Source organism: Cellulomonas alba, from assembly GCF_030362835.1.
Lineage (GTDB): Bacteria > Actinomycetota > Actinomycetes > Actinomycetales > Cellulomonadaceae > Cellulomonas > Cellulomonas alba.
Genome location: NZ_JAUCGQ010000001.1, coordinates 1,033,461 through 1,058,916 on the forward strand (window position 1 = coordinate 1,033,461; position 25,456 = coordinate 1,058,916).

27 protein-coding genes and 1 riboswitch are annotated in these 25,456 nt (G+C 73.8%); of the genes, 16 read left to right on the forward strand and 11 right to left on the reverse strand.

The genetic code is table 11. The annotated features are described in order from the left end of the window. Nucleotides 1–171 precede the first annotated feature (171 nt). Together QRT04_RS04570 and QRT04_RS04575 are read right to left on the reverse strand one after the other, a co-directional pair. The gene (locus tag QRT04_RS04570; protein ID WP_289453834.1) at nt 172–798 is read right to left on the reverse strand and encodes a MarC family protein; all 627 of its coding nucleotides are present in this window, start codon (nt 796–798) and stop codon (nt 172–174) included. After that, on the reverse strand, nt 795–1,637 hold the full coding sequence (locus QRT04_RS04575) for a PHP domain-containing protein (RefSeq protein WP_289453836.1): 843 nt from the start codon (nt 1,635–1,637) through the stop codon (nt 795–797). Before QRT04_RS04575 ends, QRT04_RS04570 begins: the two co-directional genes overlap by 4 nt. 69 nt (nt 1,638–1,706) lie before the next feature. Here QRT04_RS04575 and QRT04_RS04580 point away from each other — a divergent pair, with 69 nt between their 5' ends. Continuing rightward, complete coding sequence (locus tag QRT04_RS04580; protein ID WP_289453838.1) at nt 1,707–3,230, forward strand: aminopeptidase P family protein; 1,524 nt, start codon at nt 1,707–1,709, stop codon at nt 3,228–3,230. 31 nt (nt 3,231–3,261) lie between these two features. Here QRT04_RS04580 and QRT04_RS04585 read toward each other — a convergent pair whose 3' ends face one another. Continuing rightward, a complete protein-coding gene (locus QRT04_RS04585) occupies nt 3,262–3,936 on the reverse strand; it encodes a general stress protein (RefSeq protein WP_289453840.1) in 675 nt (224 codons plus the stop codon). 96 nt (nt 3,937–4,032) lie between these two features. On the opposite strand from QRT04_RS04585, the gene QRT04_RS04590 reads away from it, so the two are divergent. The 3 genes from QRT04_RS04590 (at nt 4,033) to QRT04_RS04600 (ending at nt 7,305) form a co-directional block, all read left to right on the forward strand. Further along, on the forward strand, nt 4,033–5,322 hold the full coding sequence (locus QRT04_RS04590; protein WP_289453841.1) for a magnesium transporter MgtE N-terminal domain-containing protein: 1,290 nt from the start codon (nt 4,033–4,035) through the stop codon (nt 5,320–5,322). Continuing rightward, a complete protein-coding gene (locus tag QRT04_RS04595; RefSeq protein WP_289453843.1) occupies nt 5,315–6,085 on the forward strand; it encodes a DUF1003 domain-containing protein in 771 nt (256 codons plus the stop codon). Before QRT04_RS04590 ends, QRT04_RS04595 begins: the two co-directional genes overlap by 8 nt. Before the next feature lie 83 nt (nt 6,086–6,168). Continuing rightward, a complete protein-coding gene (locus tag QRT04_RS04600; RefSeq protein WP_407653553.1) occupies nt 6,169–7,305 on the forward strand; it encodes an Mrp/NBP35 family ATP-binding protein in 1,137 nt (378 codons plus the stop codon). 72 nt (nt 7,306–7,377) lie between these two features. Here QRT04_RS04600 and QRT04_RS04605 read toward each other — a convergent pair whose 3' ends face one another. After that, complete coding sequence (locus QRT04_RS04605) at nt 7,378–8,175, reverse strand: exodeoxyribonuclease III (protein ID WP_289453847.1); 798 nt, start codon at nt 8,173–8,175, stop codon at nt 7,378–7,380. 95 nt (nt 8,176–8,270) lie between these two features. Here QRT04_RS04605 and QRT04_RS04610 point away from each other — a divergent pair, with 95 nt between their 5' ends. Together QRT04_RS04610 and QRT04_RS04615 are read left to right on the forward strand one after the other, a co-directional pair. After that, nucleotides 8,271–9,113, forward strand: coding sequence for an ABC transporter six-transmembrane domain-containing protein (locus QRT04_RS04610; protein WP_289453848.1), 843 nt, complete (start codon nt 8,271–8,273; stop codon nt 9,111–9,113). A 153-nt stretch (nt 9,114–9,266) separates the two neighbouring features. Beyond that, nucleotides 9,267–9,632 (forward strand): VOC family protein, encoded by a 366-nt coding sequence (locus tag QRT04_RS04615; protein WP_289453849.1) that lies wholly within the window; start codon nt 9,267–9,269, stop codon nt 9,630–9,632. 78 nt (nt 9,633–9,710) lie between these two features. Here QRT04_RS04615 and QRT04_RS04620 read toward each other — a convergent pair whose 3' ends face one another. Both QRT04_RS04620 and glyA read right to left on the reverse strand, forming a co-directional pair. After that, a complete protein-coding gene (locus QRT04_RS04620; RefSeq protein ID WP_289453851.1) occupies nt 9,711–10,592 on the reverse strand; it encodes a bifunctional methylenetetrahydrofolate dehydrogenase/methenyltetrahydrofolate cyclohydrolase in 882 nt (293 codons plus the stop codon). A 9-nt stretch (nt 10,593–10,601) separates the two neighbouring features. Then, nucleotides 10,602–11,891, reverse strand: coding sequence for a serine hydroxymethyltransferase (gene glyA / locus QRT04_RS04625; RefSeq protein ID WP_289453852.1), 1,290 nt, complete (start codon nt 11,889–11,891; stop codon nt 10,602–10,604). 93 nt (nt 11,892–11,984) lie between these two features. Then, a riboswitch (ZMP/ZTP riboswitch) is annotated at nt 11,985–12,071 on the reverse strand. A 272-nt stretch (nt 12,072–12,343) separates the two neighbouring features. Here glyA and QRT04_RS04630 point away from each other — a divergent pair. From QRT04_RS04630 to QRT04_RS04645, 4 genes are all read left to right on the forward strand, one after another. After that, on the forward strand, nt 12,344–12,688 hold the full coding sequence (locus tag QRT04_RS04630; protein ID WP_289453854.1) for an ArsR/SmtB family transcription factor: 345 nt from the start codon (nt 12,344–12,346) through the stop codon (nt 12,686–12,688). Further along, the gene (locus tag QRT04_RS04635) at nt 12,685–13,164 is read left to right on the forward strand and encodes an SRPBCC family protein (RefSeq protein WP_289453856.1); all 480 of its coding nucleotides are present in this window, start codon (nt 12,685–12,687) and stop codon (nt 13,162–13,164) included. The genes QRT04_RS04630 and QRT04_RS04635 overlap by 4 nt, the downstream gene beginning before the upstream one ends. Nucleotides 13,165–13,204: 40 nt before the next feature. Then, nucleotides 13,205–13,690 carry a VOC family protein gene (locus QRT04_RS04640; RefSeq protein ID WP_289453858.1) on the forward strand — a complete coding sequence of 162 codons (486 nt, stop codon included), beginning with the start codon at nt 13,205–13,207 and terminating at the stop codon, nt 13,688–13,690. 131 nt (nt 13,691–13,821) lie between these two features. Next, the gene (locus QRT04_RS04645; protein ID WP_289453860.1) at nt 13,822–14,442 is read left to right on the forward strand and encodes a hypothetical protein; all 621 of its coding nucleotides are present in this window, start codon (nt 13,822–13,824) and stop codon (nt 14,440–14,442) included. 82 nt (nt 14,443–14,524) lie between these two features. Here the strand turns inward: QRT04_RS04645 and QRT04_RS04650 are convergent, their stop codons facing one another. Together QRT04_RS04650 and QRT04_RS04655 are read right to left on the reverse strand one after the other, a co-directional pair. Then, nucleotides 14,525–15,343 carry an aminoglycoside 3'-phosphotransferase gene (locus QRT04_RS04650; protein ID WP_289453861.1) on the reverse strand — a complete coding sequence of 273 codons (819 nt, stop codon included), beginning with the start codon at nt 15,341–15,343 and terminating at the stop codon, nt 14,525–14,527. Further along, nucleotides 15,330–15,869 carry a GNAT family N-acetyltransferase gene (locus QRT04_RS04655; protein ID WP_289453863.1) on the reverse strand — a complete coding sequence of 180 codons (540 nt, stop codon included), beginning with the start codon at nt 15,867–15,869 and terminating at the stop codon, nt 15,330–15,332. The genes QRT04_RS04650 and QRT04_RS04655 overlap by 14 nt, the downstream gene beginning before the upstream one ends. A gap of 48 nt (nt 15,870–15,917) precedes the next feature. On the opposite strand from QRT04_RS04655, the gene purU reads away from it, so the two are divergent. Both purU and QRT04_RS04665 read left to right on the forward strand, forming a co-directional pair. Beyond that, nucleotides 15,918–16,781 carry a formyltetrahydrofolate deformylase gene (gene purU / locus QRT04_RS04660; protein WP_289453864.1) on the forward strand — a complete coding sequence of 288 codons (864 nt, stop codon included), beginning with the start codon at nt 15,918–15,920 and terminating at the stop codon, nt 16,779–16,781. A gap of 88 nt (nt 16,782–16,869) precedes the next feature. Continuing rightward, entirely contained in the window at nt 16,870–17,241 is a 372-nt protein-coding gene (locus tag QRT04_RS04665) for a hypothetical protein (protein ID WP_289453865.1), read from the forward strand. 107 nt (nt 17,242–17,348) lie between these two features. Here the strand turns inward: QRT04_RS04665 and QRT04_RS04670 are convergent, their stop codons facing one another. Next, on the reverse strand, nt 17,349–17,621 hold the full coding sequence (locus tag QRT04_RS04670) for a DUF167 domain-containing protein (RefSeq protein WP_289453867.1): 273 nt from the start codon (nt 17,619–17,621) through the stop codon (nt 17,349–17,351). Nucleotides 17,622–17,649: 28 nt separating this feature from the next. Then, nucleotides 17,650–18,642, reverse strand: a complete 993-nt coding sequence (locus QRT04_RS04675; protein ID WP_289453869.1) for a malate dehydrogenase — start codon at nt 18,640–18,642, stop codon at nt 17,650–17,652. Between the two features lie 184 nt (nt 18,643–18,826). Between QRT04_RS04675 and QRT04_RS04680 the strand changes: the two genes are divergently transcribed. The 3 genes from QRT04_RS04680 to QRT04_RS04690 all read left to right on the forward strand — a co-directional run bounded on the left by QRT04_RS04680 (nt 18,827) and on the right by QRT04_RS04690 (nt 22,707). Then, nucleotides 18,827–19,786, forward strand: coding sequence for an extracellular catalytic domain type 1 short-chain-length polyhydroxyalkanoate depolymerase (locus tag QRT04_RS04680; protein WP_289453870.1), 960 nt, complete (start codon nt 18,827–18,829; stop codon nt 19,784–19,786). 183 nt (nt 19,787–19,969) lie between these two features. Beyond that, the gene (locus QRT04_RS04685; protein WP_289453871.1) at nt 19,970–21,355 is read left to right on the forward strand and encodes an extracellular catalytic domain type 1 short-chain-length polyhydroxyalkanoate depolymerase; all 1,386 of its coding nucleotides are present in this window, start codon (nt 19,970–19,972) and stop codon (nt 21,353–21,355) included. Nucleotides 21,356–21,639: 284 nt separating this feature from the next. Continuing rightward, on the forward strand, nt 21,640–22,707 hold the full coding sequence (locus QRT04_RS04690; RefSeq protein ID WP_289453872.1) for an extracellular catalytic domain type 1 short-chain-length polyhydroxyalkanoate depolymerase: 1,068 nt from the start codon (nt 21,640–21,642) through the stop codon (nt 22,705–22,707). 76 nt (nt 22,708–22,783) lie between these two features. Here the strand turns inward: QRT04_RS04690 and QRT04_RS04695 are convergent, their stop codons facing one another. Beyond that, nucleotides 22,784–24,001 carry an NADP-dependent isocitrate dehydrogenase gene (locus QRT04_RS04695; protein WP_289453873.1) on the reverse strand — a complete coding sequence of 406 codons (1,218 nt, stop codon included), beginning with the start codon at nt 23,999–24,001 and terminating at the stop codon, nt 22,784–22,786. 242 nt (nt 24,002–24,243) lie between these two features. On the opposite strand from QRT04_RS04695, the gene QRT04_RS04700 reads away from it, so the two are divergent. Further along, complete coding sequence (locus QRT04_RS04700; RefSeq protein ID WP_289453874.1) at nt 24,244–25,338, forward strand: MIP family channel protein; 1,095 nt, start codon at nt 24,244–24,246, stop codon at nt 25,336–25,338. Nucleotides 25,339–25,456 lie beyond the last annotated feature (118 nt).

Sequence of the window (25,456 nt, forward strand, 5' to 3'; positions counted from 1 at the left end):
GACGAACGACGGCGCCGAGACGTGACTTCACCCTCACGGCTCGGCGCCGTCGTTCGTCTCCGGGCGTCGTGCCGGCGCGCGCGGCGCCCGGAGTCCCGGCCGCCGGGCGCGTCGGGCGTCGTGCCGGCGCGCGCGGCGCCCGGAGTCCCGGCCGCCGGCTGAGCCCGGGCGTCAGCCGCGCGCGTCGATGAACGCGAACACCGCGTCCGCGAGCAGCTGCACCGCGATCGCCGCCAGCAGCAGACCGGCGATCCGGCTCACCAGCGTCGTCCCCGACTCGCCGAGCACACGGTGCACGACGCTCGCGAACCGCATAGCCAGGTAGAGGCAGAGGTGCACCGCGATGACCGCGAGCAGGATCGCGAACCAGTCGGAGAACCCGCCGTCGCCCTGCTTGACGAACACCATCGTCGCGACGATCGCGCCCGGGCCGGCGAGCAGCGGCGTGCCGAGCGGCACCATCGCGACGTTCACCGAGGTCGACGCGCTGGGACGCGGCTCCTCGGCCTTGCCCGTCAGCAGCTCCATCGCGATGAACAGCAGCAGCAGACCACCGGCGGCCTGCAGCGCGGGCAGCGAGATGTGCAGGTAGTTGAGCAGCGACTGGCCGAACAGCGCGAAGGCCACGATGACGCCGAACGCCACCAGGATCGCCTGCCGGGCCGCGCGGTTGCGCTGCCGGGCCGTCATCGCCGAGGTCAGGCCGAGGAAGATCGGCACCGTCCCGGGGGGGTCCATGATCACGAACAGGGTGACGAAGACCGACGTGAACAGCCGGACGTCGAGCACCTCGCTCACGGACGGACCACCTCCAGGAAGCCTTGCGCCTCGATCTCGGCCAGGACGGCCGGGTCGGTAAGATTCTCCCCCAGCCGGTTGGCCTTCCCGGACCCGTGGTAGTCGCTCGAGCCGGTGACCAGCAGCCCGAGGCGTGCGGCGATGCCGGTGAGCCGCGCCACCTGCTCGGGTCCGTGGTCGCGGTGGTGGACCTCGAGCCCCGCGAGACCGGCGTCGGCGAGCTCGTCGAACACCGCGTCGGCGACGACGCGCCCGCGTGCGTCGGCGCCCGGGTGCGCGAACACCGGGACCCCGCCCGCGGCCCGGATCGCCCGGACGGCGTCGGCGGCGGCGGGCGCGTAGTGCGGCACGTGGTACGGGCCGTCGGCGCGCAGGAGCCGCGCGAACGCGGCGTCGCGATCCGGCACGACGCCGCGCGCGACGAGCGCGTCCGCGATGTGGGGCCGTCCGACGACCACCGCCCCCGCCGCCTGGCCGAGCACGTCGTCCCACGTCACGGGGTAGTCGACCGCGAGCCGCTCGGTGATCGCCTCGGCGCGGTGCAGGCGCGCGTCGCGCGTCCGGTCCAGCTCGGTGACCAGCGCCGGGTGCTGCGGGTCCTGGAGGTAGGACAGCAGGTGGATCGAGATGCCGCTCGACCGCGCCGACACCTCCGTGCCGCGCACCAGTGCCACGCCGGCCGACGCGACCGCCGCTGCGGCCGCCGACCAGCCGGCCGTCGTGTCGTGGTCCGTCAGCGCCACGACGTCCAGCCCCGCCCGGCCCGCGGCGGCGACGACGCCGGCCGGTGCGTCCGTGCCGTCCGACGCGGACGAGTGGGCGTGGAGGTCGATGCGCACCCGGTCAACGTAGCGGTGCCGGCCGACCGGCCCGGCGGAGGCGTCCGCGGCCGGTGCGAGGATGGCGGGATGACGGAGACACCGGACACGCCCGAGACCAGCCAGCCGCTCGCTGACCGCGGGAGCAACCGCTCGCAGCGTCCCTCGTCCGGCGAGTTCCTCCGGTTCGTGACGTCCGGCTGGGCGGAGCGCCCGGCGTCGGACGTGGTCCGCGGCCCGGCCGCCGACTTCACGTCCGCGCGCCGCTCGCGGCTCTCCGCCCAGTTCCCCGGCCAGCGGCTCGTGGTCCCCGCGGGCACGTTCAGGACGCGCTCGAACGACACCGACTACCGGTTCCGCCCGCACAGCGCGTTCGCGCACCTCACAGGGCTCGGCGTCGAGCAGGAGCCCGACGCGGTCCTCGTGCTGCACCCGGTCGAGGACGGCACGGGCGACGAGGGCAGCGGCCACCGCGCGGTGCTCTACATCCGTCCGCTCGCGGGCCGCGACACCGACGAGTTCTTCTCCGACTCGCGCTACGGCGAGTTCTGGGTCGGCGCCCGCCCGACGCTCGAGGACCTCGAGACGCTCACGGGGATCCGGACGCGCCACCTCGACGACCTGCGCGACGGGGTCGCGAAGGACGTCGGCGCGGACGGCGTGCAGGTGCTCGTCGTGCCGGGCGTCGACGAGGCCGTCGAGGCGGCGGTCGACGAGATCCGTGCGACCGAGGCCGCCGGTGGGCGCGACGAGAAGCTGGCCGAGGCGCTCTCGGAGCTGCGGCTGGTCAAGGACGCGTACGAGGTCGAGCAGCTGCGCCTCGCGGTCGACACGACGATCGACGGCTTCGCGCGCGTGGTCCGCGCGCTGCCCGACGCGACGCGCCACCCGCGCGGCGAGCGCGTCGTCGAGGGCACGTTCATCGGCCACGCCCGGCAGGAGGGCAACGCGGTCGGCTACGAGACGATCGCCGCGGCCGGCGAGCACGCGACGACGCTGCACTGGATCGACAACGACGGCGCCGTGCGCACGGGTGACCTGCTGCTGCTCGACGCCGGCGTCGAGGTCGACTCGCTGTACACGGCCGACGTGACGCGCACGCTGCCCGTCGACGGGCGGTTCACCGAGCCGCAGCGGCGCGTCTACCAGGCGGTGCTCGACGCGGCCGACGCGGCGTTCGCGGCCGCGGTGCCGGGCGCGCTGTTCCGCGACGTGCACGCCGCAGCGATGGACGTCATCGCGCACCGGCTCGCCGACTGGGGCCTCCTGCCCGTCACCGCCGAGGAGTCGCTCGAGCCCGAGAACCAGCACCACCGGCGGTGGATGGTGCACGGCACGAGCCACCACCTGGGCATCGACGTCCACGACTGCGCGCTCGCCCGCAAGGAGCTCTACCTCGACGCGGTGCTCGAGCCCGGCATGGTGTTCACGATCGAACCGGGCCTCTACTTCAAGTCGGACGACCTGCTCGTGCCCGAGGAGCTGCGCGGCATCGGCGTGCGGATCGAGGACGACGTGCTCGTCACGGCCGACGGGAACGAGAACCTCTCGGCGGCACTGCCGCGCGACCCCGACGCGGTCGAGGCGTGGATGGCGGGGCTGCTGGGCGGCTGACGCGGCGGGCGCAGTCCGAGCGGCGCGTGCCTCAGGGCTGCGAGGGCGGCCAGCCCGGGTCCGACGGGTCGGCGGGCGGTCGCGGGCTCGGCGGGGCCTGCGCCGGAGGAGCCGGCGGTCCGGGCGGCGCCGACCCTGGCGATCCCTGCGACGGCCAGCCCTGCGTCGGCAGCGTCTGCGCCGGCGGGGTGACGGACGTCGTCGGCGCGGGCGGCCAGCCGCCCGCGACCGCTCCGCGGCCCTGCAGCAGCGCGCGCGCCTTGTGCGCCTGCTCCGGCAGGCACAGCAGCGTGTACGACGACGCGACGATCTGGCTCGTCGACGTGAAGTCCCGGCGGCGCCGCGTGAACGAGTAGGCGAGCACCGAGAACAGCAGGCCGAACGCGCCGCCGAAGAGGATCGCCGGGATCAGCGGCGCCTCACCGGCGGTCGAGAAGAGCGAGAGCAGCAGCCCGACGAACAGGCCGAACCACGCGCCGCCGATGAAGCCCGACGCCGCGGCGCGCGGGTACGACATCCGCCCCGTCACGCGCTCGACCATCCGCAGGTCGGTGCCGACGATCGTCACGAGCTGCACCGGGAACTGCTGCTCGGCGAGGTGGTCGACCGCCTGCTGCGCCTCCATGTAGGTGCCGAACGCCGCGACCGTCTCGCCCTGCGGCGGGGTGGGGATGCGCGGGACGCGGGGTTGGCCGCCGAACGACATGCCGCGATCCTCCCCCACCGCGCGGCGGCGCGCCACGCCCGCCGCCGGGCCGCCTGCGGCCGGGCAGGTCCGTGGCGCCGGGCTAGGCTTTCGGACGTGAGCAGCGTCGGGACCAGGGTGTTCGTCGCGCGTCTCGCCGGGACCATCGTGTTCGACCCGCTGGGCGACCAGGTGGGTCGCGTGCGCGACGTCGTCGTGCTCGTGCGACCCAAGGGGGCTCCGCGGGCCGTGGGGCTCGTGGTCGAGGTCGCCGGCCGGCGTCGCGTGTTCCTGCCGCTCACCCGCGTGACGTCGATCGACGGCGGTCAGGTCATCTCGACGGGCCTGGTGAACATGCGCCGGTTCGAGCAGCGCGCGTTCGAGACGCTCGCGGTCGGCGAGCTGCTGGACCGGACCGTCGAGCTCGTCGACGGGAGCGGCGCCGCCACGATCGAGGACGTCGGCATCGAGCTGCAGCGCTCGGGCGACTGGCTCGTGACGAAGCTGTTCGTGCGCCGCCGGACGGGTGGCAAGGGCGGTCTGCTGCGCCGCCGCGGCGAGACGCTGCTGGTCGGCGTCGACGAGGTCGCCGGCCTCGGGCGCGCCGCCGAGCAGCAGGGCGCGGACCTGCTCCTCGCGCAGTACGAGGACCTGCGCCCGGCCGACCTCGCGGACGTCCTGCACGACCTCGGCACCCGGCGCCGGCTCGAGGTCGCGACGGCGCTCGACAACGAGCGCCTCGCCGACGTCCTCGAGGAGCTGCCCGAGGACGACCAGGTGGCGATCCTCCAGGGCCTCGAGCTGACCCGCGCCGCCGACGTGCTCGAGGCGATGCAGCCGGACGACGCGGCCGACCTGCTGGGCGAGCTGCCCGACGAGCAGGCAGCCGAGCTCCTCGAGCTGATGGAGCCCGAGGACGCCGACGACGTGCGCCGTCTGCTCGCGTACGAGGACAACACCGCGGGCGGCCTCATGACGACCGAGCCGGTGATCCTCGGCCCCGAGACGTCGATCGCGTCCGCGCTCGCCCACGTGCGGCGCCAGGACCTCACGCCCGCTCTCGCGTCGATGGTGTTCGTCGCGCGCCCGCCGCTCGAGACGCCGACCGGCCGGTTCATCGGCGTCGTGCACCTCCAGCGCATGCTGCGCGAGCCGCCGCACGAGTCGATCGGCACGATCGTCGACACCGACATCGAGGCGCTGCCGGCCGACGCCCCGCTGCTCTCCGTGACCCGCCGGCTCGCGACGTACAACCTGCTCGCGCTTCCCGTGGTCGACGCCGAGCGCCGGCTGCTCGGCGTCGTCTCGGTCGACGACGTGCTCGACCACCTGCTGCCCGAGGACTGGCGCGAGGTCGACGAGGGCGACGAGGTCGCCGCGGAGCCGACCGGGACACGCCGTGCCTGACCGCCGGCTCGACACCCCGCGCACCGCCCGCCGCAGCTGGCGGCCCGCCGTCGACCAGGACGCGGTCGGCCGCGGCGCCGAGGCGTTCGCGCGGTTCATGGGAACCGGCAAGTTCCTGCTCTACATGTCGGCGTTCGTGGTCGTGTGGGTGCTGATCAACGCCTTCGCGCTGTTCGGCCTGCACTGGGACCCGTACCCGTTCATCCTGCTCAACCTGTTCTTCTCGGTGCAGGCGTCGTACGCGGCGCCGCTGATCCTGCTCGCGCAGAACCGGCAGGACGACCGGGACCGCGTCGCGCTCGAGCAGGACCGCCAGCAGGCCGAGCGGAACCTCGCCGACACCGAGTTCCTCGCGCGTGAGATGGCGTCTTTGCGCATCGCCGTCTCGGAGGTGGCGACCCGCGACTTCGTCCGCTCCGAGCTGCGCAACCTGCTCGAGGACCTCACCGAGCTGACCGAGGAGCTTGCCGAGGACGACGACGAGCGCGACGCCGACGACGCACTGGCCACGGGCGACGCCGATGACCCCGCGCGCCGGGCGGCCGAGCGCGAGGCGGCGGAGGCCAAGGCCCGCAAGCGGGCGGCTCGCGAGGCGGACCGCAAGCGCGAGGCGCGCGCCGAGCAGGAGCGCAAGCGCGAGGCGCGCGCGGAGCAGGAGCGCAAGCGCGAGGCGCGCGCCGAGCACGACCGTAAGCGCGAGGCGCGCGCGGAGCAGGAGCGCAAGCGCGAGGCACGGGCGGAGCAGGACCGCGCGCGGTCCTGACCGTCGTCGGGCGGCCGCCAGGCGATCGTCATGAGGACGACGTCCCGACGGGGCGCCCTCGCGACCGACCTACGATGAGCGGCATGCCACAGCCTGCCCTGGTCGACGCCGTCCGCACCGCTCTCGCCGGCGTGCTCGACCCGGAGATCCGCCGGCCGATCACGGAGCTCGACATGGTCAGCTCGGTCGAGGTCGACGACGACGGGCGCGCGCGCGTCGGCATCCTGCTCACGACACCCGGCTGCCCGCTCAAGGAGACGCTGACGTCGTCGGTCTCGGGCGCGGTCGCGGCGGTCGAGGGCGTGACGTCGGTCGCGGTCGATCTCGGCGTGATGTCGGCCGACCAGCGCCAGGCGCTGCGCAGCAAGCTCCGCGGGGGCGCGGGCGAGCCCGTCATCCCGTTCGCGCAGCCGCAGTCGCTGACGAAGGTCGTCGCCGTCGCGTCCGGCAAGGGCGGCGTCGGCAAGTCGTCCGTGACGGCGAACCTCGCGGTCGCGATGGCGGCGGACGGGCTGTCGGTCGGCGTGGTCGACGCCGACATCTACGGCTTCTCGATCCCGCGCATGCTCGGCGTCGACCGTCCGCCGACCAAGGTCGACGACATGCTGCTGCCGCCGATCGCGCACGGCGTCAAGGTCGTCTCGATCGGGCAGTTCGTGCCGCCGGGCCAGCCCGTCGTGTGGCGGGGGCCGATGCTGCACCGCGCGCTGCAGCAGTTCCTCGCGGACGTCTTCTGGGGTGACCTCGACGTGCTGCTGCTGGACCTTCCGCCCGGGACCGGCGACATCGCGATCTCGGTGGCGCAGCTGCTGCCCGGCTCGGAGATCATCGTCGTGACGACCCCGCAGGTCGCGGCCGCGGAGGTCGCGGAGCGGGCCGGCTCGGTCGCCGTGCAGACCCGGCAGCGCGTGATCGGGGTCGTCGAGAACATGTCGTGGCTCGAGCAGCCCGACGGCTCGCGGCTCGAGCTCTTCGGCTCGGGCGGCGGCGAGCGCGTGGCCGAGAACCTGTCGCGGCTGACCGGCGGGCAGGTGCCGCTGCTCGGTCAGGTGCCGCTCGACGTCACGCTGCGCGAGGCCGGCGACACCGGCACGCCAGTGGTGCTCGCCGAGCCCGACTCCCCCGGCGCGGTCGCGCTGCGCGGGGTGGCACGGTCGATCGCGTCGCGCCGGCGCGGCCTCGCAGGGAAGGCGCTCGGGCTGACGCCCGTCGGCCGCTGACCTCCCGCCCGTCGCGGAGCGTGGGTGCACGCGTCGTCTCGCGTCGCCACTGGCGGTCGAGCGCGGGTGCGCTCAGAGCTCGTACTCGACCACCAGCGGCGCGTGGTCCGAGAACCGCTCGGCGTACGACGGCGCGCGGTCGACGACCGCCGTGCGCGCCGCGGCCGCGAGCTCATCGGTCGCGATCTGGTAGTCGATGCGCCACCCGGCGTCGCTGTCGAACGCCTGGCCGCGCCACGACCACCACGTGTACGGCCCAGGACCCGCACCGCCGAGCTCGCGGCCGACGTCGTGCCACCCGAGCTCGCCGAACCACCGGTCGAGGTAGGCGCGCTCCTCGGGCAGGAAGCCCGCCGACCTGAGGTTGCCCTTCCAGTTCTTCAGGTCGACCTCGCGGTGCGCGATGTTGACGTCGCCGGCGGCGACCGCGAGGCCGCCCGCTGAGGACAGCGCGCCGAGCCGCCTCGTCACGTGGCCGAGGAACGCGTGCTTCTCGTCCATCGAGGGCGCGCCGGCCGTGGCCGAGTGGACGTAGGTCGACGCCGCGGTGAGCGTGCGGCCGTCGGACAGCTCGAGATCCGCCTCGACCCAGCGGCCCGTGTCGCCCGTGATGCCGGTGCCCAGCCCGATGCGGACGGCACTCATCGGCAGCCGCGACGCGATCGCGACGCCCGCGCGGCCCTTGGCCTCGGCTGCCTCGTGCGCCAGGTGCCACTCGCCCGGGTCGAGGTGGTCCGCCAGGATCTCGTCCGTCGCGCGGACCTCCTGGAGCAGCAGCACGTCGGGCTGGCGCTTCTCGATCCACGCGCCCATGCCGCGGCGGAACGCGGCCCGGATGCCGTTGACGTTGACGGTGGCGATCGTGATCACGACGGACAACCTCTCACGGCCGGAGCGGTGCACCACACCGGGCGGTGGACGTCCCTTTCGTCCCGAGACACCCGCCCGCCCGTAGCCTCGTTCTCGTGCGGCAGCTGCTCCGACGGCACCGATGGCGGATCGTCGCCTCGCTCACCATGGTCCTCGCGGTCACGGTCGGCGAAGTTGCCGTGCCCTACGTGATCGGCCGGGCCCTCGACGGCTACCTGGCAGGCTCGTACACGTGGTTGATCGTCCTCGCCGGCATCGGCTTGGCCACGATGCTGATCGCCACTGCTCGGCGTCTGCACGACGTGCGCCTGTACGGCAGGATCTACGAGGAGCTCGGAGCGTCCACGCTCGCGCGCGACGTCGGGCTGTCGGCCAGCACGGCGCGTCTCAACATGCTGCGCGAGGTGGTCGACTTCCTCGAGTTCACGCTCCCCGACGTGGTCGCCAACCTCGCCGCGTTCGTCGGGACGTTGATCTTCCTGGCCGGCTTGAGCGTCCCAGTGTTCACGGCCGCGCTCGCCATGGCCGGTGTCATCGGCGTCGTCTACGCGACGTCGACGGGTCGGACCTTGCGCTTCAACCGCGCCTACAACGACGAGTACGAGCGCCAGGTCGACGTCCTGCGCCGCAACGATCCCGTTCTCGCGCGGAACCACATCAGAGCGCTGAACCGCTGGAACATCAGGCTGTCCGATGTCGACACGGTCAACCTCGCGCTCTCGATGACGCTGATGGTCGCGCTGCAGGTCTTCGCGATCGTCAGCTCCACGCGCGCGCACCTGGAATCCGGGATCGTGCTCTCCGTCCTCCTGTACGTCTTCGACTTCTCCTGGTCCGCGTCGATGCTCCCCGACTCGTGGCAGCAGTACCTTCGACTGCGCGACATCACCGCTCGGCTGCGCGACCTGGGAACGGGGGCGCAAGAGCCAACGGCCTGACGCTGTGTGCTGGTGTTGTGTCTCGTCCACGATCACGGTGGCGATGGTCAGCACGCGGGCCATCCAACCCCACGGCACCGACACGGCCCGCCCGAAGAGCGCCGCCGGTGAGGCATCTCACGGCGATGTCGCGCCCGCTCCTACGGTGGGCGGGTGCGCTCGTCCCTCCGCATCGAGATCTTCCCGGCCGACCTGGACGCGACCGTCGAGTTCTGGACGCGCGCGCTCGGCTTCGCCGTCGAACGCGACGAGCGCCGGACAGCGTGGCCGTACGCCGCGCTGCGTCGCGGCGACGCGCTCGTCGGTGCCGCACAACGCGACCGGAAGCCGACCGCTCCGCGCCGCCCACCGGTCGGCGTCGAGATCGTCCTGGAGGTCGACGACCTCGAGGCCGCCCGGGAACGCCTCGACGAGGCCGGCGTCACTCCCGACGACGACGTGACGGACCAGCCGTGGGGCCTGCGCGACTTCCGCGTCGTCGACCCCGACGGGTACTACGTCCGCGTCACCACGCGCTGACACCGGGCCGGACGTACGGCGGGCGTGCCGGTGAGCCCGAGGACCACCGGAACGCCCGCGCGGCCGTCCGTCGACGAGCTACGCCGACTGCCGCTCCGCCGCCTCGACCACGTTGCTCAGCAGCATCGCGCGCGTCATCGGCCCGACACCGCCCGGGTTGGGCGAGACCCACGCCGCGACCTCGCGCACGCCGAGGTCGACGTCGCCGACGACGCGGTTCTTGCCCGTCGCCGGGTCGACCGCGCGCGAGACGCCGACGTCGACGACGACGGCACCCGGCTTGACCATGTCGGCCGTGACGATCGACGGCACGCCGGCGGCGGCCACGATCACGTCGGCGTCCCGGGTCAGGGCCGCGAGATCCTTCGTGCCCGTGTGCGTCAGCGTGACCGTCGCGTTGAGCTCGCGACGCGTGAGGATCAGGCCGATCGAGCGCCCGACCGTCACGCCGCGCCCGACGACCACGACGTTCGCGCCCGCGAGCGAGATGCTGTGCCGCTGGATCAGCTCGATGATGCCGTGCGGCGTGCACGGCAGCGGCGAGTCGATCGGCTCGTTGACGCGGAGCACGAGGCGGCCGAGGTTCGTCGGGTGCAGGCCGTCCGCGTCCTTCGCCGGGTCGACGAGCTCGAGCACGCGGTTCGCGTCGATGCCCTTCGGCAGGGGCAGCTGGACGATGAAGCCGGTGCAGTCCGGGTTCTCGTTGAGCCGGTGCACGGCCGCCTCGATCTCGTCCTGCGTCGCCGTCGCGGGCAGGTCCTCGCGGATCGACGCGATGCCGACCTCGGCGCAGTCGCGGTGCTTGCCCGCGACGTACCACTGCGAGCCCGGGTCGTCGCCGACGAGCAGCGTGCCGAGGCCGGGGACGACCCCGCGCGCCGCGAGTGCGGCGACGCGCTGGGTCAGCTCCGTCTTGATCTGGGCCGCCGTGGCGGTCCCGTCGAGCAGCTGGGCCGTCATGCGGGCGCCTCAGTACTGCTGGAGGTCGGCGTAGAGCGGGAACGACTCCGTCAGCTTCGTCACCCGGGCGCGCAACGCGTCGACGTCCGTCGAGGAGCCGTTGACCAGCGCGTTCGCGATGATGTCGGCGACCTCGGTGAACTCGACGTCGCCGAAGCCGCGGGTCGCGAGCGCGGGCGTGCCGATGCGCAGGCCCGACGTGACGCGGGGCGGCCGCGGGTCGAACGGCACCGCGTTGCGGTTCACCGTGATGCCTGCGGCGTGCAGGAGGTCCTCGGCCTGCTGGCCGTCGAGGTCGCTGTGGCGCAGGTCGACGAGCGCGAGGTGCACGTCGGTGCCGCCCGTCAGGACCGAGACGCCGGCTGCCGCGACGTCGGCCGCCGAGAGGCGCTCGGCGATGATGCGCGCGCCGTCGAGCGTGCGCTGCTGGCGCGCCTTGAAGTCGTCGGACGCGGCGACCTTGAACGCGACGGCCTTGGCGGCGATCACGTGCATCAGCGGGCCGCCCTGCTGACCCGGGAAGACGGCCGAGTCGATCTTCTTGGCGTACTCCTCCTTGCTCAGGATGAAGCCCGAGCGGGGGCCGCCGATCGTCTTGTGCACGGTCGAGGAGACGACGTCGGAGTGCGGCACCGGGGACGGGTGCAGGCCCGCGGCGACCAGACCGGCGAAGTGCGCCATGTCGACCCAGAGCTTGGCGCCGACCTCGTCGGCGATCTCGCGGAACGCGGCGAAGTCGAGGTGGCGCGGGTACGCGGACCAGCCGCCGATGATGACGTCGGGCCGGTGCTCGAGCGCCGCCTTGCGGACCGCCTCGGGCTCGATGCGGAAGGTCTGCGGGTCGACGCCGTACGCCGCGACGTCGTAGAGCTTGCCGGAGAAGTTGATCTTCATGCCGTGCGTCAGGTGGCCGCCGTGCGCGAGCTCGAGGCCGAGGATCTTGTCGCCCGCGTTGATGAGCGCGTGCAGCACGGCCGCGTTGGCCGTCGCGCCCGAGTGCGGCTGGACGTTCGCGTGCTCGGCGCCGAACAGGTCCTTCGCGCGCTGGATCGCGATGTTCTCGGCGATGTCGACCTGCTCGCAGCCGCCGTAGTAGCGGCGGCCGGGGTAGCCCTCGGCGTACTTGTTCGTCAGGACCGAGCCCTGCGCCTGCAGGACGGCCCGCGGCACGAAGTTCTCGGACGCGATCATCTCGAGCGTGCCCTGCTGGCGGGCCAGCTCGCCGTCGAGGACGGCGGCGATCTCGGGGTCGAGGTCGGCCAGGTTCTGGTCGAGGATCGGGGTGCTGTCGGCGCTCATCGGGGCTCCTTGGCTCAGCGGCATCAGCGGACGGATGACGATGCGACGCGCGAACCCGGCACGCGGACGGGCACGCACACACGCGGTGTGGTGACCGTGGGCCCAGGCGTCCGACCCGAAGTCTGCTGCTGCGTCGCTCCCCGGTGGTTCCCCACCCTGGCGCCAGTCGCGACGCGCACAGCCTACCAACCGGCGGCGCCGGTCCGGCCCGGATCTGCCGCTCCTGGGTCCGGGCCGCTGCGTCCCGGCCGCGCCGTCCGTGCGGAGGGTCGAGCACGGCGGGCCGACGCCACGCTCGGGAGGTCGCATCCGACTCGACTCTCCGCACCGACGGTCAGCGGCGCTCGCGATCTCCCGGCGGGTTCCTTCCGCGGGTGGGGGTTGCAGGGGCCGTCTGCAAGGCGTACGGTCGTATTCAACCTCAAGGTTGATTACGAAGAAGGCGGCCCCCCGTGGACCTCGAGCCCGACGACGACCAGCTCGACCGCGCGTTCCTCGCGCTGGCCGACCCGGTGCGTCGGCGGATCGTGGCCCGGCTCTCGAGGGGTCCCGCCACCGTCAACGAGCTCGCCGCACCGCACGCGATGTCGCTGCAGGCGGTGTCCAAGCACATCCACGTGCTGGAGCAGGCGGGCCTCGTCACCCGCACGCGCGACGCCCAGCGTCGGCCCGTGCACCTCGCCCCCGAGGCGCTCGAACGCCTCACCGCCTGGATCGACCGCTACCGGCTGATCCACGAGCGGCGCTTCCGCACCCTCGACGCGCTGCTCACCCCGCCGCAGGAGCAGGAACCATGACGAACCCCGTGCACATCGACGCCCCTGCCGGCGTCCCGTTCATCGACATCACGCGCGAGTTCGACGCGCCGGTCTCGCGCGTCTTCGAGGCCCACGCGCGGCCCGAGCTCGTCGCCCGGTGGCTCGGCTTCGACATCGAGATCGGCGAGTGGGACTTCGTCTCGGGCGGCCGCTGGCGGTTCGACGACGTCGACGAGGGCCGGCGCTACGCCTTCCGCGGCATGTTCCACACGGTCCGCACCGACGAGATCGCGATCCAGACGTTCGAGTACGAGGGCTTCCAGGACGTCGTCGCGATCGAGACCCTGCGCTTCACCGACCTCGGCGACGGCCGCACCCGCCTCGACATCCACTCGGTGTACCCGACCCTCGAGGCCCGCGACGGCATGGTCGAGAGCGGCATGGAGCGCGGCGTCACGCAGGGCTACGAGAAGCTCGACCGCGTGCTCGCCCCCCAGGTCGCCGAGCACGCCTGAACCCCATCCCGACCCCACCCGCACACGAAGGAGCACGACCATGGGCATCGTCCACCCGTTCCTCTGGTACTCCGACACCGCGCTCGAGGCCGCCGAGTTCTACGTCTCGGTGTTCCCGAACAGCCGGATCGTCAACGTCGTCCAGGCGCCCGCCGACATGCCGGACGTCAAGAAGGGCGACCCGTTCGTCGTCGAGTTCGAGCTCGACGGGCAGCGCGTCGAGGCCATCTCGGCCGGGCCCTCCCTGAAGCTGAACGCCGCGTTCTCGTTCGTCGTCGACTGCGAGGACCAGGCGGAGATCGACCGCTACTGGGACGCGCTGCTGGCGGACGGCGGCAAGGAGGTGGCGTGCGGCTGGCTCGAGGACCGCTTCGGCCTCTCCTGGCAGATCGTGCCGCGCAAGCTGCAGGAGCTGACGCTGAGCAAGGACGCCGACCCCGAGGGCGCGGCGCGTGCGACGGCGGCCATGCTGCAGATGGTCAAGCTCGACATCGCACAGCTCGAGGCGGCCTACCGGGGCGAGTGACGGGCAGGGACGGCGATGGCTCGGGACGCGAGCCGCGACATCCGGTCCGTGGAAGTCACCCCTCCCCGCGCCGGTAGCCGATAGCGTCCCGGGCGACCGGTCCACAGCCAGCACCCAGCAAGGAGACCCGGATGACCGAGCAGGACCCGACCGCCCAGCCGCCCGCGGCGCCCGCCGCGCCGCAGTACGCCGGCCCGCCTTCGGCCCCGCAGTACGGCGGCCCGCCGGCTGCCCCGCAGTACGGCGCACCGCCCAGCGCACCCCAGTACGTCGCGCAGGCCCAGCCGGTCCCGGCGCCCGAGCGGCCGGCCACCATCACGCGCGCCGTCCAGCTGATGTACGTCGGCGCGGCGCTCAGCGTCGTCGGGGTCGTCATCGCGTGGGCGAGCAAGAGCCAGATCCGCGACAAGGTCGCGAGCGCCAGCACGAGCACGACGCTGAGCGCGAGCGACCTCGACGCGCTCGTCAACGTCACGCTGGCGATCGCGACCGTCAGCGCGCTGGTCGGCGTCGGCCTGTGGATCTGGATGGCGGTGAAGAACGGTGCCGGGCGGCCGTGGGCCCGCATCGTCGCCACCGTGCTGGGCGGCCTTAACGTGGCGTCGACCCTGTCGATGCTCCCGCGCAGCGCCGGCGCGTCCGTCGGGCTGTCGATCGTGTCCCTGGCGCTCGCCGTCGTGATCCTCGTGCTCCTGTGGCGGCCCGCGTCGTCCGAGTACTACCGCGCCAGCGAGGCCGCGCGCCGCGCCTGACGTCGCCCGCAGGGTGGGTCGACCGTCACCGGTCGGCCCACCCTGTCGCACGTCCGGCGACCGCGCCGTTCGCGGCCGCCGTTCAGGTGATGTCCCAGAGGTGCCGGTAGAACGCGGCCCGCTCGTCGTCGGGCTCGACGCCGTACGCCTCGACCACCGCGTCCTCGTACCCCGGCCCGTAGTTCCACACGGTGTTCCGCGCCGCGACGGCGAGGTCCGCCCACCGGTCCGCGACGCCCAGCGCGCCCAGGTCGACGTGCCCGCTCCACCGGCCCTCGTCGTCCAGCAGCGTGTTCGGCGCGCACGCGTCGCCGTGGCAGACCACGAGCAGGTCGACGGGCGGCGCCGCGGGGAGCGCGTCGAGCGCCGCCTCGCGCCGGTCGAGCTCGGCCTCCAGAGCCGCGTCGAGCCGGCCGGACGCCCGTCGCTCGGCCGTGCGCTGACGCGCCGCCTCGACCCGCGCGCCGACGCCCCAGTCGAACGGGCAGCCGTCGGCCGGGAGCGCGTCGTGCATCGCGCGCAGACCCGCGCCGATCGCCCGCGCTGCGGTGCGGGGCTCGGCGAGCCACCGCTCGTCGACCGCGGACCTCCCGGCGAGGGCGCGCGTGACGATCCAGGCGCCCTCGTCGTCGGAGCCCTGGTCGAGGAGCGCGGGAACCGGCGTCCACCGGCCCGCCCACGCGAGCCGCCGGGCCTCCGCGTCGAGGTCGAGACCGCTGCGCGCCGGGGCCCACTTGAGGTAGGAGTCGGACAGCCGGAACGTCAGGCCGCCGAGCTCGTTGCGCCAGACGACGTCCGGCGCCGCGCCGACGAGCGCCCGGACGGCGCGCGGAACGGCGACGGGCCCCGGCGGGCGCCCCGACAGGAAGGCGGGTCGCTCCGCTGGGTCAGCCGTCGGCACCGGCGCGCTCGTCGGCCTCGTCCACGCCCGCCAGGTCGTCGGCGACGTCGGGGCCGAGCAGCTTGCGCAGGTACGCGTACGTGAGGTCGCCGGCGTGCTGGTCGTGCTGGTGCTCGTAGCCGTGCTTGGCGTAGAAGCTGAGGTTCTGCAGCGAGTCGCGCCCGGTGAACACCCAGACCTCCTCGATGCCGTCGGGCAGGTAGGGCAGGATCGCCGCGAGCAGCGCCGTGCCGACGCCGCGGCCCTGGAGGTCCGGCGCGACCGCGAACCGGCCGAGCGTCGCCTTGGTCCCTTCGACGAGCACGCGGATCGACCCCACGAGCCGGTGGCCCGCCCAGGCGCCGAGCGTGATCACGCCGTCCGCCCGCAGGTCGGCCTTCAGCTCGCCGAGCGTCTGCGTGAGCGGCGGGATGTTCGGGTCGCCGTACTGCTGGGCCTCCGTGACGAACGCGGCACGGCGCAGCGTGAGCAGCTCGCCTGCGGCGTCGAGGGGGACAGGTCGGATGTCGAGGTCGTCCTGCGGCATGCGCCCATCGTCTCAGCCGTCGCTGCGGGCGCACTACTCTCGGGCTTCGTGTCCCACGACTCGGAAGCCGTCACCCACTGGGTCCTGACCCTCTCGTGCCCCGACCGGCCCGGCATCGTCGCCGCCGTCGCGGGGCTGCTCGCCGACCACGGCGGGAACATCACCGAGTCGCAGCAGTTCGGGGACGAGCTCTCCGGCCTGTTCTTCATGCGCGTGCAGGTCACCGCCGCCGCGTCGCGCGAGGTGCTCGAGGGCGCGCTCGGCGAGCTCGCCGGGCGGTTCGACATGGACTGGTCGCTCGACGTGGCGGGCCGCCCGGTCCGGACCCTCGTCATGGGCTCCACCGCGGCGCACTGCCTCAACGACCTCGCGTTCCGCCAGCGCTCCGAGAACCTGCCGATCGACATCGTCGCCGTCGTCTCGAACCACACCGCGCTCGAGCCGCTCGCGCAGTTCTACGGCATCCCGTTCCACCACGTGCCGGTCACGTCGACGACGAAGGCCGCCGCCGAGGCGCGCCTCCTCGAGCTGGTGGCCGAGCTCGACGTCGAGCTCGTGGTGCTCGCGCGGTACATGCAGATCCTGTCCGACGACCTGTGCCGCGAGCTCGCCGGCCGCGTCATCAACATCCACCACTCGTTCCTGCCGTCGTTCAAGGGCGCCCGCCCGTACGCGCAGGCGCACGACCGGGGCGTCAAGCTGATCGGCGCGACCGCGCACTACGTGACGGGCGACCTCGACGAGGGCCCGATCATCGAGCAGGACGTCGAGCGCGTGGACCACACGCGCGGCGTCGAGGACCTCGTGGCGCTGGGCCAGGACGTCGAGCGGCGCGCCCTGGCGCGGGCCGTGCGGTGGCACGCGGAGCACCGCGTGCTCCTGGACGGCCGGCGCACGATCGTCTTCCGCTGACGGGCTGCCGCGAGGCACCCGTACGGAGGACGCGCGCGAGGCCGGGCGCTCGTTACGGTCGGCGCAGCCCCGCTCCGAGGAGGACTCCGTGACCGCGCGTCGCATCGCCGCAGCCCTCGCCGGGCTCGCGCTCGTCCTGGCCCCCGTCGTCGTGTCCGCACCGGCGCAGGCGAGCGCGACGCGCGCCTGCGCGGCCCACATGACGGTGGCCCACCCGCACCACTACGGCACGACGCAGGTGGTGGTCACGAAGCTGGCGAAGGGTGCCAAGGTCACGACGGTCGCGCACTACAAGTCGACGAGCACGAAGAAGACGGCGACCGCGACCTCGGCCGGCAAGGCGACGACGACGTACCGCGTCGCGTCCGCCACGTACGGGCGGAAGGTGCCCGTCACGGTCACGGCGGTGAAGGGCAGCACGCACTGGTCGTGCAGCACGTCCTTCACGCCGCTCGGCTGACCCGCCGGTCAGCGGCTGGGCCGGTCCGCGCCAGCTCCGTCACTGCCTGAGCGCTGGAGGCGGGACGGCCCGCGCCACCGGCCCGGGGCGGCGCACCCGCCGACGGGTCAGCGTCCCGAGCGGAGCTCCTCGACTCGCTCCGCCGCACCCTGCGCCGCGTCGTCGTCGATCTCGACGAGCTTGTCCCGCGACGTCGCGCCGCTGACGAGCGTCACGTGCCGGCGCCGCACGCCGAGCGCGTCCGCGAGCGCGGCGAGCGCCGCCTCGGTCGCCGCGCCGTCGACCGCCCGCGCGCTCACGGCGACGACCAACCGGTCGCCGTGGCTCCCGCCCACGCGGGTGCGCGACGCACCGGGCCGGACCCGGATCGCGACGCGCACCGCGGGCCGACCCGTGCCGAGGTCGCCGTCAGGCCAGCCCGAGCGCGCGCACCGCCTCGCGCTCGTCGACCAGCTCCTCCACCGAGGCGTCGATCCGCCCGCGCGAGAACCCGTCGAGCTCGAGGCCCTGGACGATCTGCCACGCCCCGCCGTCGGAGGTCACCGGGAACGACGACACGAGGCCCTCGGGCACGCCGTACGACCCGTCGGAGACGACGCCGGCCGAGGTCCAGTCCCCTGCCGGCGTGCCGTCGACCCACGTGCGGACGTGGTCGATCGCCGCGTTCGCGGCCGACGCCGCCGACGACGCGCCGCGGGCCTCGATGATCTGCGCACCGCGCTTGGCAACCGTCGGGATGAAGGTGTCGCGCACCCACGCGTCGTCGCCCACGACCTCGAGCGCGGGCCGGCCGCCGACCGTCGCGTGGAGCAGGTCGGGGTACTGCGTCGCCGAGTGGTTGCCCCAGATCGTCACGCGCGCGATGTCCGTGACCGGCGCGCCGGTCCGGGCGGCGAGCTGCCCGACGGCGCGGTTGTGGTCGAGGCGCGTCATCGCCGTGAACCGGTCCTTCGGCACGTCGGGTGCCGCCGCGGCCGCGATGAACGCGTTCGTGTTGGCGGGGTTGCCGACGACGAGCACCCGCACGTCCTGGGCAGCGCCCGCGTTGATCGCCGCGCCCTGCGGGCCGAAGATGCCGCCGTTGGCGCTCAGCAGGTCGCCGCGCTCCATGCCTGCGGTGCGCGGACGCGCGCCGACCAGCAGGGCCACGTTCGTGCCGGCGAACGCCTCGGTCGCGTCGTCGTGGATGTCGATGCCCGCGAGCAGCGGGAACGCGCAGTCGTCGAGCTCGAGCGCGACGCCCTCGGCCGCCTTGACCGCCTGCGGCACCTCGAGCAGGTGCAGTCGCACGGGCGTGTCCGGTCCGAGCAGCTGTCCCGACGCGATGCGGAACAGCAGCGCGTAGCCGATCTGGCCGGCGGCGCCGGTGACGGTCACGTGGACGGGCGAGGCTGCGGGCACGGGAGCTCCTTCGATCGACCGGCTGGGCTACCGGCAACCTACTCCGCGGGTGCCGCCGCCGCGGGAGCACACGGTCCCTTGCGGGCGCGCCACGCGATCGCCGTTGCCCGGTCCGCTCCGACGTCGCCAGACTCTGCCTGATCGACCCGCAGCCCGCGCGGGTCGCCTGACCTCAGGAGCGCCGATGACGACGTCCGCCCGCCGCCGATGGTGGGTCGCCGGGCTCGCGGCGCTCGTGGCGGTGGCGGGGATCGTCGTCGGCGCCGGGCTCCTCCGGCACTCGCCGGATCGCGTCGTGCCGCTCGAGCAGGTCACCGACTTCGACGCCGCCTCGCCGGGCATCGAGATGTACGTCCACGTCCCGGCCGGCCTGCAGGCGCACCCCGCGGTGCTCGTCGCGATCCACTACTGCGGCGGCTCGGCGCAGGCGTTCGCGAGCCGGACGGACTTCGCGGACCTCGCCGACCGCTACCGCTTCGTCGTCGTGTACCCCTCGGCGACGCGACCGGGGCACTGCTTCGACGTCTCGTCGCCCCCGGCGATGCTGCACGAGGGCGGCAGCGACCCGACGAGCATCGCGCACATGGTCCGCTGGGTCCACGCGCACTACGGGAGCGACCCCGCGCGCGTGTTCGTCACCGGTCTCTCGTCGGGCGCGATGGAGACCGAGGTGCTGCTCGCCGACTACCCCGACGTGTTCGCGGCGGGCGCCGCGTTCGCCGGCGTGCCGGCCGGCTGCTTCGCGTCCGACCAGCCCCCTCCGCTCGACCTGCGGTCCGCGGACTACTCCCCCCGCTGCGCGGCCGGCGAGCTGACGCGGACGGCGAGCCAGTGGGGCGACGTCGTGCGCGCCGCCTACCCCGGCTGGTCCGGCAAGCGGCCGCGCGTCCAGCTGTGGCACGGCACCGCCGACACCACCCTCGCGTACGCGAACCTCGGGGCGGCGGTCGCGCAGTGGACCGACGTCCTCGGCGTCGCCGCGACGCCCGCGAGCACCGACACGCCCGCACCCGGCCGCACCCGCACGCGCTACGGCACGACGGGCGACCAGGCGACGGTCGAGGCGAACAGCGAGGACGGCGTCACGCACGACATCCACGTCGACGCCGCGGCTGCCGTCCACTTCTTCGGGCTCGACCGGTAGCCGGCAGCGTTCGCCGCCGACCCGCGGCGCGGGGGGCCGCTCGCCGCGCCGCCCAGGCGAAAGTTCCGGGTCGCGGCGAATCCTTTTGCGCGAGGGACAACCGATTGCCGCCCCTCGGCCGCGTCGTCAGGCTCGGCGCACCGGTCCTCGCGCCGGTCCACCGACGCCGACGAAGGGCCCCCGATGACCACGCCATCCCTCCGCCGCCGCGTGGTCGCCGCCGGTGCGGCGCTCGCCGCGGGGCTCGCCGGACTCGCCGCCGCGGTGCTGGGCGCGGCGCCCGCGCAGGCCGCCTCGCTCACGCAGGTCACGAGCTTCGGCGCCAACCCCGGCGGCATCGGCATGTACCTCTACGTGCCGGACAACGTGCCGGCGAACGCACCCGTGCTCGTGGCGATCCACTACTGCACCGGCACCGCCCAGGCGTTCTACCAGAACACGCCGTACGCGACGCTCGCGAACCAGTACGGCTACATCGTCGTGTACCCCGACGCGAGCCGGCCCGGCCAGTGCTTCGACGTCTCGTCGACCCCCGCCATGACGCACGACGGCGGCAGCGACCCGACGAGCATCGCGAACATGGTCCGGTACGTGCAGCAGCACTACTCGACCGACCGGAGCCGCGTGTTCGTCACGGGCCTCTCGTCCGGCGCGATGATGACCGAGCTGCTCCTCGCCGACTACCCCGACCTCTTCGCCGCGGGCTCGGCCTACGCCGGCGTGCCCGCGACGTGCTTCTCGACGGGCGGCGCCGCGCCGGGTTCGACGGGCCAGGCCGGCTGGAACAGCTCGTGCTCGGGCGGCACGCTCACACGGACCGCGCAGCAGTGGGGCGACCTCGCACGCGCCGCGTACCCCGGTTGGTCGGGCACGCGGCCGCGCGTCCAGCTGTGGCACGGGACGGCCGACACGACGCTGAGCTACGTCAACCTCGGCGAGGCGGTCAAGCAGTGGACCAACGTGCTGGGCGTCGGCCAGACGCCGGCGTCGACCGAGCAGCTCTCGGGCGGGATCACACGGACGCGCTACGGCGCCACGGGCGGCCAGGCGCCCGTCGAGGCGAACAGCGAGCAGGGGGTCACGCACAACATCGCGATCGACGCCGCCGCGACGCTGCGGTTCTTCGGGCTCGACCAGCGGCCGACACCGCCGGTCACCACGCCGCCCGTCACCACACCACCCGTGACGACCCCGCCGGTCACGACCCTGCCCGTGACGACACCTCCCGTCACGACCCCGCCCGCCTCGGGCGCCGCGTGCACGGTCACCTACCAGGTGAACCAGTGGAACACGGGCTTCACCGCGAACCTGACGATCGCCAACACGTCGTCGCAGACCGTCAACGGCTGGCGGCTGACGTTCACGTTCCCCTCGGGCCAGACCGTCACGCAGGCGTGGAGCTCGACGGCGAGCCAGTCGGGTGGCGCGGTCACGCTCACCAACGCGGCGTGGAACGCGACGATCGCGCCGGGAGCGAGCCAGGCGATCGGGTTCAACGCGTCGTACTCCGGCACGAACACGCGCCCGGCGTCGTTCGCCCTCAACGGGACGGCCTGCGCCGTCGCCTGACCCCGGGACGCGACGCGCCACGGGGAGAGGCGGGCCGCGTGCACGACCCCGGGAAGCCGCGCGGCGTCCGCCCCCTCCGGGGCGGGCGCCGCGCGGCGGTCGGGCGCGCGCCGCGAGGCGCGGCGGGACCGGCCCCGCACCCTCTCCGCGCGGCGACCCCGACGGCGACGCGCTCGACGAGGCGCGTGGACGCGCGACGCTGCTGGTCAGCGCCTTGTGGCAGGCTGGCGCGCGGGCCACGATGGGGCCCGGCCGAGTGGCCACGACGTCGAGGGGGCCGTCCGTTGCACAGACCTGTCCGGGTGCTCGCCGCCGCGGCGCTCCTGCTCGTCGCGCCCGGGTTGCTGGCCGGGTGCACGTCGACGTCGTCGGCGTCGGACCCCGGCACGTCCACCACCGCGCCGACGACCGCCGAGCCGCGGGCCGCCGCCCAGCCGTCCGCCACCGGCTCGCCGGCCCCCGGCGCCTCGCCGGTCCGCTCGCCGTCCGCCGCCCTGGCCCCGGGGGCGTTCGACGTGGTCCGCGACTTCGGCCCGAACCCCGGCGGCATCGGCATGTACCTCGACGTCCCCGAGCACCTGCCGAAGCACGCGCCGGTGCTCGTGGCGATCCACGGCTGCACCGACAACGCGCAGCACTTCCACGACGTCACCGAGTACTCGATGCTCGCGGAGCAGCACGGCTTCCTCGTCGTCTACCCGGACGCGGACCGGCCCGGACGCTGCTTCGACGTGTCGTCGTCGGCAGCGCTGCGCCACGACGGCGGGAGCGACCCGACGAGCATCGCGAACATGGTCCGCTGGGTGCTCGCGCACTACTCGACGGACCCGCACCGGGTGTTCGTCACCGGCTACTCGTCGGGCGCGATGACGACCGAGGTGCTGCTCGCCGACTACCCCGACCTGTTCGCCGCGGGATCGGCGTTCGCGGGCGTCCCCGCGGGCTGCTTCGCGACGGACGCGCCCCCGCCCGGGCCGAACGGCAGCGCGGACTACTCCGTGCCGTGCTCGCTCGGCGAGCTCACGCGCAGCGCGAAGGCGTGGGGCGACGAGGCGCGCGCCGCCTACCCCGGCTACCACGGGCACCGGCCGCGCGTCCAGCTCTGGCACGGCACGGCCGACCCGGTGCTCGGCTACCCGAACCTGCGCGAGGCCGTGAAGCAGTGGACGGACGTGCTCGGCGTCAGCGCGACGCCCGTGCGCCACGACACCCCGACCGCGGGGACGACGCGGACGCGCTACGGCTCGTCGGGAGACCGGCCCGCGGTCGAGGCGAACAGCCTGGCGGACGTCACGCACCAGATCCCGTTCGACTACGACGCCGTCATGCGGTTCTTCGGCCTCGGGGACTGACGCCCCGGGCGAGCAGGTCCCAGGACGCGGAACGGCGCCCGCCCCGGAGGGGACGGACGCCGTTCGTCGCGCGGGCTCAGGCGAGCGCGGCCGCCAGGTTCTCGTCGAGCGCGCCGAGGAACTGCTCGGTCGTCAGCCACGCCTGCTCCGGGCCGACGAGGAGCGCGAGGTCCTTCGTCATCTTGCCGCTCTCGACGGTCTCGATGACGACGCGCTCGAGCGTCTCGGCGAACTCGACGACCTCGGGGGTCGAGTCGAGCTTGCCGCGGTGCTTGAGGCCGCCCGTCCACGCGAAGATCGACGCGATCGGGTTCGTCGACGTCGGCTTGCCGGCCTGGTGCTGGCGGTAGTGGCGCGTGACCGTGCCGTGCGCCGCCTCGGCCTCGACGGTCTTGCCGTCCGGCGTCACGAGCACCGAGGTCATGAGTCCGAGCGAGCCGAAGCCCTGCGCGACGGTGTCCGACTGCACGTCACCGTCGTAGTTCTTGCACGCCCAGACGTAGCCGCCCTCCCACTTGAGTGCCGAGGCGACCATGTCGTCGATCAGGCGGTGCTCGTAGGTGAGGCCCGCGGCCGTGAAGGCGTCGGCGTACTCGGCGTCGAAGACCTCCTGGAAGAGGTCCTTGAAGCGGCCGTCGTAGGCCTTGAGGATCGTGTTCTTGGTCGACAGGTACACCGGGAAGCCGCGGTCCAGGCCGTACGCGAACGACGCGCGCGCGAAGTCGCGGATCGACTCGTCGAAGTTGTACATCCCCATCGCGACGCCGCCGCCCTCGGGGTACGTGACGACCTCCTGCTGGATCGGCTCGGAGCCGTCCGCGGGCGTGAACGTCAGGGTCAGTGTGCCCGCACCCGGCACGACGAAGTCGGTGGCGCGGTACTGGTCGCCGAACGCGTGGCGGCCGATGACGATCGGCTTGTTCCAGCCCGGCACGAGACGCGGGATGTTGGAGATGACGATGGGCTCACGGAAGACGACGCCGCCGAGGATGTTGCGGATCGTGCCGTTCGGCGACTTCCACATCTTCTTGAGGCCGAACTCCTCGACGCGGGCCTCGTCGGGCGTGATCGTGGCGCACTTGACGCCGACGCCGTGCTCCTTGATCGCGTGCGCCGCGTCGATCGTCACCTGGTCGTCGGTCGCGTCGCGGTTCTCGATCGACAGGTCGTAGTACCGCAGGTCGACGTCGAGGTACGGGTGGATCAGGCGGTCCTTGATGAACTGCCAGATGATGCGCGTCATCTCGTCGCCGTCGATCTCGACGACCGGGCCGACGACCTTGATCTTCGCCATGCGGGCTTCTCCTGTGGTGGGGCCTTGCAGCCGGGGGATGGCCCAAGATTACTCGACGTCGAGAGACTTTGGCCGTGACCAGGCGTGCGACCTGCGTCTCGGGCCGGCCGGGTCCAGCACCTGCACAGCCGGAGTCTCGTGCCCCGCGGGGCGCGGACTGGCATGCTGGCGGGGACACGGGCCGCCCGAGGCCGGTCAGCACATGCCCGGGCCGCTCTCACACGACACACGACAGGATCGCCATGTCGCACGACACCCCCCAGCCCACCGGGCCCGACGACGCCGTCGAGCCCGACACGACCCCGGCCGAGCCGGTCGCGCAGGCCGCCGCGGAGCCCGCGGCGGAGCCGGTCGCAGCCGAGCCGGTCGCGGCGGCGCCCGCCGAGCCGACCGCGCCCACCGACGCCCCGGCGTTCGCGCCGCCGGCGGGCGAGCCGAGCATCGGCGACTACTTCGCCCCCCAGGACGACGAGGCCGACGCCTACTACGTCCCGGCCGGCACGGGCGTCGTCGCGACCCCCAGCCTGATCGCGCGGCTCGGCGCCGAGGCGTTCGGTGCGTTCTTCCTGGTCCTCGCGGGTGTCGGCGTCGCGCTGTACGCCAGCGTCGGCTCGCTCGGCGGCGGCACGCTCGCGGTCGGCCTCGCGTTCGGTCTCGCCGTGCTCGCCGGCATCGCCGCGGTGGGCCACGTGTCGGGCGGCCACTTCAACCCGGCGGTGACGCTGGGCGCGGCGCTCGGTGGCCGCACGCCGTGGCGCGACGTGCTCCCCTACTGGCTCGCCCAGGTGATCGGCGGCGCGGTCGGCGCGGCCGTGCTGTTCGTCGCGATCCCGAAGACGCTGCCCCCGCTGATCTCGCAGAAGGAGGGCGACACCGCGCGCGACTTCTTCGACGGCGTCTCGAACGGCTTCGGCCCGCACTCGCCACTGCACACGGCGTCGTCCGGCGCGACGTCGTTCCCGCTCGTGACCGCGCTGCTCGTCGAGGTCGTCGTGACCGCGATCTTCGTCGGCGTGATCCTCGGCGTCACCGACCGTCGCGCGTCGAAGGGCCAGGCGCCGGTCGCCATCGGCCTCGCGCTCGCGATCTTGATCCTCGTCGCGATCCCCGTGACGAACGCGTCGCTGAACCCGGCGCGCTCGACCGCCACCGCGATCTTCGCGAACACGTGGGCGCTCAAGCAGCTGTGGCTGTTCTGGGTCGCGCCGCTGGTCGGTGGCGCGATCGCGGGCCTCGTGTACCGCGCGTTCGCCGCCGAGCCCGTGGAGGACAACCTGCTCGAGGAGGACGACCTCTACGTCACGGACGAGGACGTGGTGGTGGTCGACGAGCGCTGAGGCGTCGCCTCCGCTCCGCGCACCCGCAGGGGCGTCCGGCATCGGCCGGGCGCCCCTGCGTCGTCGGTGGGGCCGTCGGTGGGACTGTCGGTGGGCCCGGCGACACTGGTGGGGACGC

Bases quoted from the DNA above. Each gene is read 5' to 3' on its own strand.
- QRT04_RS04580 (WP_289453838.1), top strand. From the start codon at position 1,707: ATGACGGAGACACCGGACACGCCCGAGACCAGCCAGCCGCTCGCTGAC.
- QRT04_RS04585 (WP_289453840.1), bottom strand. From the start codon at position 3,936: ATGTCGTTCGGCGGCCAACCCCGCGTCCCGCGCATCCCCACCCCGCCG.
- QRT04_RS04600 (WP_407653553.1), top strand. From the start codon at position 6,169: ATGCCACAGCCTGCCCTGGTCGACGCCGTCCGCACCGCTCTCGCCGGC.
- QRT04_RS04620 (WP_289453851.1), bottom strand. From the start codon at position 10,592: ATGACGGCCCAGCTGCTCGACGGGACCGCCACGGCGGCCCAGATCAAG.
- glyA (WP_289453852.1), bottom strand. From the start codon at position 11,891: ATGAGCGCCGACAGCACCCCGATCCTCGACCAGAACCTGGCCGACCTC.
- QRT04_RS04635 (WP_289453856.1), top strand. From the start codon at position 12,685: ATGACGAACCCCGTGCACATCGACGCCCCTGCCGGCGTCCCGTTCATC.
- QRT04_RS04640 (WP_289453858.1), top strand. From the start codon at position 13,205: ATGGGCATCGTCCACCCGTTCCTCTGGTACTCCGACACCGCGCTCGAG.
- QRT04_RS04645 (WP_289453860.1), top strand. From the start codon at position 13,822: ATGACCGAGCAGGACCCGACCGCCCAGCCGCCCGCGGCGCCCGCCGCG.
- QRT04_RS04655 (WP_289453863.1), bottom strand. From the start codon at position 15,869: ATGCCGCAGGACGACCTCGACATCCGACCTGTCCCCCTCGACGCCGCA.
- QRT04_RS04680 (WP_289453870.1), top strand. From the start codon at position 18,827: ATGACGACGTCCGCCCGCCGCCGATGGTGGGTCGCCGGGCTCGCGGCG.
- QRT04_RS04685 (WP_289453871.1), top strand. From the start codon at position 19,970: ATGACCACGCCATCCCTCCGCCGCCGCGTGGTCGCCGCCGGTGCGGCG.
- QRT04_RS04695 (WP_289453873.1), bottom strand. From the start codon at position 24,001: ATGGCGAAGATCAAGGTCGTCGGCCCGGTCGTCGAGATCGACGGCGAC.
- QRT04_RS04700 (WP_289453874.1), top strand. From the start codon at position 24,244: ATGTCGCACGACACCCCCCAGCCCACCGGGCCCGACGACGCCGTCGAG.